Source organism: Nigerium sp. (assembly GCF_039811905.1).
In the GTDB taxonomy this organism is placed as follows: Bacteria; Actinomycetota; Actinomycetes; order Propionibacteriales; family Propionibacteriaceae; genus Propioniciclava.
The window spans coordinates 25189-32837 of the sequence record NZ_JBDHZL010000024.1 but is presented as its reverse complement, the minus strand read 5'-3'; the positions used below and the strand labels follow the sequence as shown (position 1 = coordinate 32837).

General features: G+C 73.0%; 8 protein-coding genes. 1 reads left to right on the top strand and 7 read right to left on the bottom strand.

All coding sequences use genetic code 11. The features are described from left to right. Positions 1 to 326: 326 nt before the first annotated feature. Complete coding sequence (locus WMJ97_RS06635) at positions 327 to 1622, bottom strand: DNA polymerase IV (protein WP_347348191.1); 1296 nt, start codon at positions 1620 to 1622, stop codon at positions 327 to 329. A 123-nt stretch (positions 1623 to 1745) separates the two neighbouring features. On the opposite strand from WMJ97_RS06635, the gene WMJ97_RS06630 reads away from it, so the two are divergent. Continuing rightward, positions 1746 to 2297, top strand: a complete 552-nt coding sequence (locus tag WMJ97_RS06630; RefSeq protein WP_347348190.1) for a CDP-alcohol phosphatidyltransferase family protein — start codon at positions 1746 to 1748, stop codon at positions 2295 to 2297. Here WMJ97_RS06630 and WMJ97_RS06625 read toward each other — a convergent pair. The 6 genes from WMJ97_RS06625 to WMJ97_RS06600 all read right to left on the bottom strand — a co-directional run bounded on the left by WMJ97_RS06625 (position 2264) and on the right by WMJ97_RS06600 (position 7379). Further along, positions 2264 to 3571 carry a dihydrofolate reductase gene (locus tag WMJ97_RS06625; RefSeq protein WP_347348189.1) on the bottom strand — a complete coding sequence of 436 codons (1308 nt, stop codon included), beginning with the start codon at positions 3569 to 3571 and terminating at the stop codon, positions 2264 to 2266. The genes WMJ97_RS06630 and WMJ97_RS06625 overlap by 34 nt on opposite strands. Further along, positions 3568 to 4401, bottom strand: coding sequence for an alpha/beta fold hydrolase (locus WMJ97_RS06620; protein WP_347348188.1), 834 nt, complete (start codon positions 4399 to 4401; stop codon positions 3568 to 3570). Before WMJ97_RS06620 ends, WMJ97_RS06625 begins: the two co-directional genes overlap by 4 nt. Before the next feature lie 12 nt (positions 4402 to 4413). Next, the gene (locus WMJ97_RS06615) at positions 4414 to 5208 is read right to left on the bottom strand and encodes a thymidylate synthase (RefSeq protein ID WP_347348187.1); all 795 of its coding nucleotides are present in this window, start codon (positions 5206 to 5208) and stop codon (positions 4414 to 4416) included. A gap of 44 nt (positions 5209 to 5252) precedes the next feature. Beyond that, positions 5253 to 5873 carry an RdgB/HAM1 family non-canonical purine NTP pyrophosphatase gene (gene rdgB, locus WMJ97_RS06610; protein WP_347348194.1) on the bottom strand — a complete coding sequence of 207 codons (621 nt, stop codon included), beginning with the start codon at positions 5871 to 5873 and terminating at the stop codon, positions 5253 to 5255. A 106-nt stretch (positions 5874 to 5979) separates the two neighbouring features. Further along, entirely contained in the window at positions 5980 to 7209 is a 1230-nt protein-coding gene (locus WMJ97_RS06605) for a putative sulfate exporter family transporter (protein ID WP_347348186.1), read from the bottom strand. Continuing rightward, positions 7206 to 7379: a hypothetical protein gene (locus WMJ97_RS06600; RefSeq protein WP_347348185.1), complete on the bottom strand. Its 174-nt coding sequence runs from the start codon at positions 7377 to 7379 to the stop codon at positions 7206 to 7208. Before WMJ97_RS06600 ends, WMJ97_RS06605 begins: the two co-directional genes overlap by 4 nt. Positions 7380 to 7649 lie beyond the last annotated feature (270 nt).

Below are 7649 nucleotides of genomic sequence, written 5' to 3'. Positions count from 1 at the left end.
CATAGAAGCTGCGCAGCGCGTCGGCGTCGCCGGTGCGCGCGGGCCGCACGTGAGCGACACCGCCGTCGGCGAGGACCACGTCCGCTTCCCAGTGAGCCGGGTAGCGCGGATCATCAGCGTCCATGCGCTGAGCATACGGGCGGACCGGCGGGCTGGCCGAGCAGCGGCAGGCACCCACGGCGTGACACGGCCGAACGCCATCCAGGCGCCGCGCTCCTGGAGGTCCGCATGGGCGCCCCACGGGATTCGACCACCTCCTGGGATGCCGAGGCGGGGTCAGAGCAGGCGGGCCGCGGCGCAGCTCGAAGCGGAGGCAGGCGGCGTCCTCAGAGCAGGGTCAGGGCAGGATCGCCGAGGGTGAACGTCCGGACGGGGCCCGGGCCGGTCTCGGCCGTCTCGAAGCGGACCGTCACCCGCCCGAGGCCGCTCCCCCACACCCAGCCGCGGCCGTGCTCGGCGTGCTCGACGTCGGCGCCCGGCTGCCAGCGCGGCTCGTAGCGCGGACGCACCGGGGACGCCTCCCGCTCCTCGACCACGGGCCCGGACGCCTCCACCTCGAACAGCTCCTCCTGGGCGGCGGTCGTGAAACCGGCCGTCCCGACGCCGAGCAGCCGGACGCCGACGCGGACGTCCACCTCGCGCAGCAGCCCCCTCGCCAGCCGGGCGATGACGTCGGCCGAGTCGGTCGCCCCGTGCAGGGTCTGCGAGCGCGAGAACGTGGTGAAGTCGGGCAGCCGCACCTTGACGGTGACCGTCCGGGCGAACAGGCGCGCCTTCCCGAGGCGCGCGGCGACGAGGGCGGCGTCCCGGTCGACGATCCGGTCGATCTCGGCCGGATCGGTCAGGTCGTGCTCGAACGTGTCCTCCACCGAGATTGACTTCGCCTCGCGCTCGGCCACCACCGGACGATCGTCGCGCGCGAACGCCAGCGCGTGTAGCCCCTCGCCGGACGCCTTCCCCAGCTCCCGCACGAGCTCCCGCTCGCTGAGCGCCTGCACGTCGGCGATCGTCGCGACGCCGAGCTTCGCGAGCCGCTCCATCGTCGCCGGCCCCACCCCCGGGATCGCCCGCGCCGGCAGCGGCGCGAGCGTCGCGACCTCGTCGCCGGGCTCGACCAGATGGACGCCGTCCGGCTTGCCCAGCTCCGTCGCGACCTTCGCCATGAACTTGCTCGACCCCAGCCCCACCGACGCCGTCAGCCCGCCCGTCGCCTCGACGACGGCCGCGCGCAGGTCCGCGGCGATCGCGCGGAGCCCGTCGGGGGTCAGGTCGCGGTCGGGGTCGGTGGCGAGGTCGACGAACGCCTCGTCGAGGCTCAGCGGCTCCACCAGGGGTGACAGCCCGCGCAGCAGCCCCATCACGATGCCGGACGCCTCCCGGTACGCCCCGAACCGCCCCGCCAGGAACGCCGCGTGCGGGCAGAGCCGGCGCGCTTCGTGCATCGGCATCGCCGAGTGGACGCCGAACCGCCGCGCCTCGTACGACGCCGTCGACACGACCCCGCGACCGCCGACCCCGCCCACGATCACCGGCTTGCCGCGCAGCGACGGCTTGTCGCGCTGTTCGACGGCGGCGAAGAAGGCGTCCAGGTCGAGGTGCAGCACGGACGCGGTCGTTCTCACTCCCCCGAGCCTACGGCGCCGGGGGCGTCCGGCCGTGTGCGCTTCTAGGCTGCAAGATCCACACCAGAGGGTGGACTGTGCAGCCTAGAAACGCACACGGGGGGCGTCCAATACAGTGGCCGCATGGAAACCGACCGCACCGACGCAGGGTGGGCGACGGTCCCGAACCTGTTCACCGTGCTGCGGTTCCTGCTGCTGGTTCCGGTGTGTTGGCGGATCCTCGACCCGAACCCAGGCCCCCTTGCCGTCGTGCTGCTCGTGCTGTGGGCCGGCACCGACTGGGTGGACGGCTGGCTCGCCCGCCGCACGAACCAGGTCTCGCGGGTCGGCGAGATCCTCGACCCGATCGCCGACCGTCTGGGCATCAGCGCGGTCGTGGTCTGCCTCGCGCTGCAGCAGTTGGTCTCGTGGTGGGTCGTCGCGCTCATCCTCGTGACGGACGCCGCGACCGTCCTGCTCGCGGGCCACGCCGCCGCGCGCGGGCACATCCATGTGAACTGGCTCGGCAAGGTGCGCACGGCGGTGCTGTTCGTGGCGCTCGTGCTGCTCGTCGCGGCGTCCACGTGGCTGCCGCAGTTCACGAACGCCGGACGCTCGCTGCTCTGGGCGGGCGCCGGCATGCACGCGCTCGCCGGGCTCGGCTACGTGCTCGAGGCGCGCGGGACGCGCTCGTAACCGACGAAGTCGAACTCGCCGCGCGGCTCCCGGCGCACCTCCCGCCACTCGTCCGGACGCACCTCGGGCAGGCGAACCGCCTTGTCAGCGGGGACGTCCGCCCGCGCGTGCACCTCGGTGAGATCGAGCTCGGTCAGCGCGTCCCACAGCGCCCGGTAGATCGTCCCCCCGCCGGCGACGTACACCACGTCGTCGAGCGAGCGGGCCAGCGCGAGGGCGTCCTCGACCGAGGAGACCGCGTAGCCGGTCGCCCGGCCGTCGGTGGGCAGCTGCACGGCGTCCGGACGCCGCGTCACGACGATCGTCGTCCGTCCCGGCAGCCAGCGGCCGATCGCGTCGTGGGTCGCGCGGCCCATGATCATGGGGTGCCCGAGCGTGACCCGCTTGTAGCGGGCCCAGTCCTCCGCGAACTCGAACGGCTGGGCGCGCCCGTCCCCCAGGACGCCGTCGGCGTCCACGATCGCGATGGCGATGATGCGCATGGGAGTGATCCTCTCGAAGGAGTCGACGTGGGCGTGCACGATCTCGTGCACGTCGGGGTGAACGAGCGGCAGGAAATGCCCCGAGCGGTTCAGGGTGACGTTGTGCGCGCCGGCCAGATGCGAGCCCTCGGGGATCACCTCGTCCCACGCCGGGCTGAGCGAGACGATGCGATCGTTCACGGAGACGTCCGCGAGGAGGCGTCCGAGATCGAGGCCGCGCGGCGAGAACGCGCCCAGCATCGTCCGGGCCGGCAGGACGCGCGCCCACGTCGACCCCGAGAACGGCGTCCCGACGGCCACGACGCCGCGGAGGCGTCCGGTGGTCTCGGGGTCGAGCAGCAGTTCCTTCGCGACCAGGCCGCCCTTGGAGTGGGCGACGACCACGACGTCGTCCAGGGCGCGCCGGCGCAGCTCGGCGGCGACGATCGCCGCGGCGTCCGGGAACGTCGCGAGGTTCGCGCCCAACTGCGGCAGCAGGTGCACCTCGTGCCCGCGCGTGGCCAGCCCGCGCGCGAGCGGGAGCTGGAACCGCCAGTTCTCCAGCACGCCCGGCAGCACGACGACCGGCGCCCCACAAGGGGTTCCGCGCGGGGCGATCGTCTCGACCGGACGCCTCGGCAGCCAGCACGCCGCCCAGTGCGGCAGGACGTAGGCCCAGTCCGCGACCCCGACCGCGAGCTGGTGGAGCCGGCGCAGCCAGGGGCGGCGTCCGCGGGGTGCGGGGCGTCCGGACGGTTCGGCCCCCGCGGCCGGCCCGTTCGCGGGACGCCGCCGGCCCCGCGTCCGGCTCACCGCGCGGCCTCCTCGGTCGGCAGCCCGGTGAGCCGCAGCAGCTCCTCGGCGATCTGCTCGGCATGATCGAAGACGGCGCCGTGCGCGGCCCCGTCGAGCGTCACGACGCGGCCCTGCGCCGGCGCGGACGCCAACAACTGCGCCCACGCGTCCGGCACGAGCGCGTCGTTCTCCCCGCGGACGATCACGACGTCGGCGTCCACCCCGGCCAGCCGCCGCTCGATGGGGTAGGTGACCATGCGCGGCATCGTGTCGGCCACCCAGCGCAGCCCACACCGGGCGTACGCGGTCAGGGCGGCCAGCGCGTTCGCGCGGCTCTCGTAGCGGGCGGCCTGGGCGAACCGGCGCAGGACGAGCCGGACCGTCCGTTCCCCCTCGTTCACCACCGGGTTGATCAGCATCGCCTCGTGGCACCGCACGGCCTGCGTCGCGAGCAATTCGGCGACGACCTGGCAGCCCATCGAATGGCCGACCAGTACCGGACGCCCCGGCAGGTCGACCCGCTCCAGGGCCTCCGCGACGACGTCGGCGAACCCCTCGATCGACAGCGGCGCCTTCGGCGTCGGCAGGCGCGCGAAGCCCGGCAGGTCGAACAGGACGATGCGCCCCCGGTCGGCCAGCCGGTCGGCGACCGGCACGAAGTAGCGCGACGAGACGCCGAGCCCGTGGACGAACACGAACGTCGGCAGGTCGTCGTCGGCGGCCTCCTGGCGGTCGAGATCCCACCGCAGGTGCACGCGGACGCGGCCCCCGGACGTCGTGAACTCGCGCCGCTCCAGCGCGCGCAGCGGCCGGTGGAGCAGCAGCTTCAGGTGATGGGCGAGGCGCACGGCGACCGCCCCTCAGACCGCGATCGGGGCCTTGATACCCGGGTGCGGGTCGTAGTCGAGCACCTCGATGTCGGCGAGCGTGAAGCCATCGATGCTCGTCACGGCCGGGTTCAGCGCGAGCCTGGGCAGCGCGCGCGGCTCGCGGGTGAGCTGCAGCCGGGCCTGGTCGAGGTGGTTGGCGTACAGGTGCGCGTCGCCGAGCGTGTGGACGAAGTCGCCCAGCCCGAGCCCGGTCACCTGCGCGACCATCTGCGTCAGCAGCGCGTAGGAGGCGATGTTGAACGGGACGCCGAGGAAGACGTCCGCCGAGCGCTGGTAGAGCTGGCACGACAGGCGTCCGTCGGCGACGTAGAACTGGAACAGCGCGTGGCAGGGCGGGAGCGCCATCGCGTCGAGCTCGCCCACGTTCCACGCCGACACGAGGTGGCGGCGGCTGTCGGGGTTGGCCTTCAGGGCGTCGATCACGCCGGCGATCTGGTCGACGTGCCGGCCGTCCGGCGTCGGCCACGAGCGCCACTGGTGGCCGTAGATCGGGCCCAGTTCGCCGTCGGCGTCCGCCCATTCGTCCCAGATCGTGATGCCGTTCTCGTGCAGCCAGGCCACGTTCGTGTCCCCGCGCAGGAACCACAGCAGCTCCCCGAAGATCGACCGGGTGTGCAGCTTCTTCGTGGTGAGCAGCGGGAACCCCGCGTTGAGGTCGAACCGCATCTGGTGCCCGAAGACGCTCTTCGTGCCGGTGCCGGTGCGATCGCCCTTGTCGGCGCCCTCGTCGAGAATCCGCCGGACGAGATCGAGGTACTGCTGCATCCAAACCTCCTGTGGGAGACGCCGAGTCTAGACCCCCCTTCGGCCTATCCGGCGGAGGCCGTGCCCCCGGCGAGGTTCGCCAGCACCTCGGCCATCGCCCGGACCGCCTGACCCCGGTGGCTGATCGCGTCCTTCTCCTCCGCCGACATCTCCGCGGTCGTCACGTCGAACCCGTCGGGCACGAACGCCGGGTCGTAGCCGAAGCCGTTCGTGCCGCGGGGCTCGCGCACGAGGCGTCCCTCCACGCTGCGGCGCAGCGTGTGGATGTCGCCGTCCGGCAGGACGAGCGCCATTGCGCACACGAACCGGGCCGTCCGGCGGTCGTCGGGGAGATCCGCGATCTGCTCGAGCACCAGCCGCAGATTCTTCGCGTCGGACGCCTCCGCGCCGCTCCACCGGGACGACAGGACGCCCGGCATGCCGTGCAGCGCGTCCACCTCGAGCCCGGAGTCGTCGGCGAGCGCGGGCAGCCCGGTCGCGAGCCAGGCGGCCCGGGCCTTGATGAGGGCGTTGCCCTCGAAGGAGTCCTCGGTCTCGGCCGGCTCGGGGAACGCGCCGAGCGAATCCAGCCCGTCGACCGCGATGCTCAACCCCTGCCCGGCCAGGACGCGGCTGAGTTCGGCGAGCTTCTTGGCGTTGTGGGTGGCGAGAACGACCCGAGAGATCATGCGAAAACCCTACCGCCGGGCCCGGGCCCTGCTGGGCCCGGCCCGGCGGCGGGGCGGGACTGGCGGCCGGGGTGTCGGCGTCCAGCCTCGGGTGGGTGACGGCTCAGAAGGTGAAGCTGGAGAACAGCAGCAACGCCAGGATCAGGCCGAACACCAGGTTCGCGACGGTCGCGGCGCCGAACGTCGCGATCGGACGCCAGCCGAACCGCTTCAGGCTGGACGCCTTGAACTCCAGCCCGATGGAGACGAACGCGAGGATCAGGAACCACGTCCGCAGGTCGTTCGCGACGCCGATCGCCGGCTTCGCGGACGCCGCCGGCACCACGCTGGAGAAGATCGTCGCCACGATCGACGCGGCCAGGAACCCCAGCACGAACTTCGGGAACCGCTGCCACAGGACGCCGGCGCTCGGCCGCGCCGCCCCCTCGGTGCGATCGACCTTGTACGTGAAGTACAGCGTCAGCGCGATGGCCGCGACGCCGAGCAGAGCGTTCTGCGTCACCTTGACGATGCTCGCGATCTGCAGCGGCTGCTCGCCGGCCAGCGTGCCGGCCGCGGTCACGGCGGCCGTCGTGTCGATGTTGCCCCCGATCCAGGCGCCGGTGACGGCCGGGCTCAGCCCGAGGACGCCGGCCAGCCACGGCAGCAGGAAGATCGACGGCAGCGCGAAGATGATGACGAGGCTGGCGGTGTAGGCCAGATCCTCCTTCTTCGCCTTCACCGCGCCGGCGGCCGCGATGGCCGCGCTCACGCCGCAGATGGAGACGGCCGTCGACAGCAGGGCGCGCAGCCGCTCCTCGACGCCCAGCTTGCCGGCGACCCACCACGTGAACAGGAACACGGCGCTGATGAGCAGCACGGCCTGGGCGACCGCGGGCCCCGCCGCACGGACGATCACCGCGACATTGATGGAGGCCCCCAGCAGCACCAGGCCCGTCTTGATGAAAAACTCGGTGCGGAAGCCGGACGCCAGCCGGTCCCGTAGCCCCGACGCGCTCACCACGACGTTGCCGACGAGACCGAGCAGGATCGCATAGATCGGGAACTCGATCGTGGCCGCGAGGGGGCCGAACGGCGTCCCCCTCGTCCAGACGGGCACGTTCTCGGTGAGCACCCGGACGCCGATCCCGAGCGCGAGCACCACCGCGACGCCGCCCAGGAACCCGCCCCACGTGAACGGGGTGGGCTGCTCGCCCTGCTCGCCGCCGGACGCCTCCGGTGCGGCCGGGCGGCGGTCGTCAGCGGTCGTCCGGACCGCCGTGGATTCGTCGGCCGTCGCGTCGTCGAGCGCCCGCTCGTCGAGGGCCGGGTCGCTGAATCGCCGCGCGCTCACGGGATCAGCCCCGCCGGGATGACGCCGGTGAGCGCGAGCGCGAGCAGGACGAGGCCGACGACGACGGCCAGCCAGTCCTCGTTGACGGAGAACTTGCCGGCCCCGTCCGGGGCCGCGGAGTCTTCGGCGACGCGCTGCGCGGCGCCGTCGACGGATTGCGAAAATGACATGAGGATTTCCTTCTCGAAGGCCCCGGCCCAGCGGACGGGGCGGTGGGTGTGCAGATGCGGAAGGGCGCGCGACAGCGCGCGGCGTCAGCAGATGACGACGCGCCCAGCGCGAGAGATGGTGGGCCTGAGGCGGCCCGGGCTCAGCCGGCGAGCGCGGTCAGCGGCAACAACAACACGGACACGTCGCCATTCCCGGCACCCGCACGAGGCGTGCGGCGTCGGACGAACGGGATTCCGTGCGGCGCTCCATCAGGAAAGATCCTTCGGCTG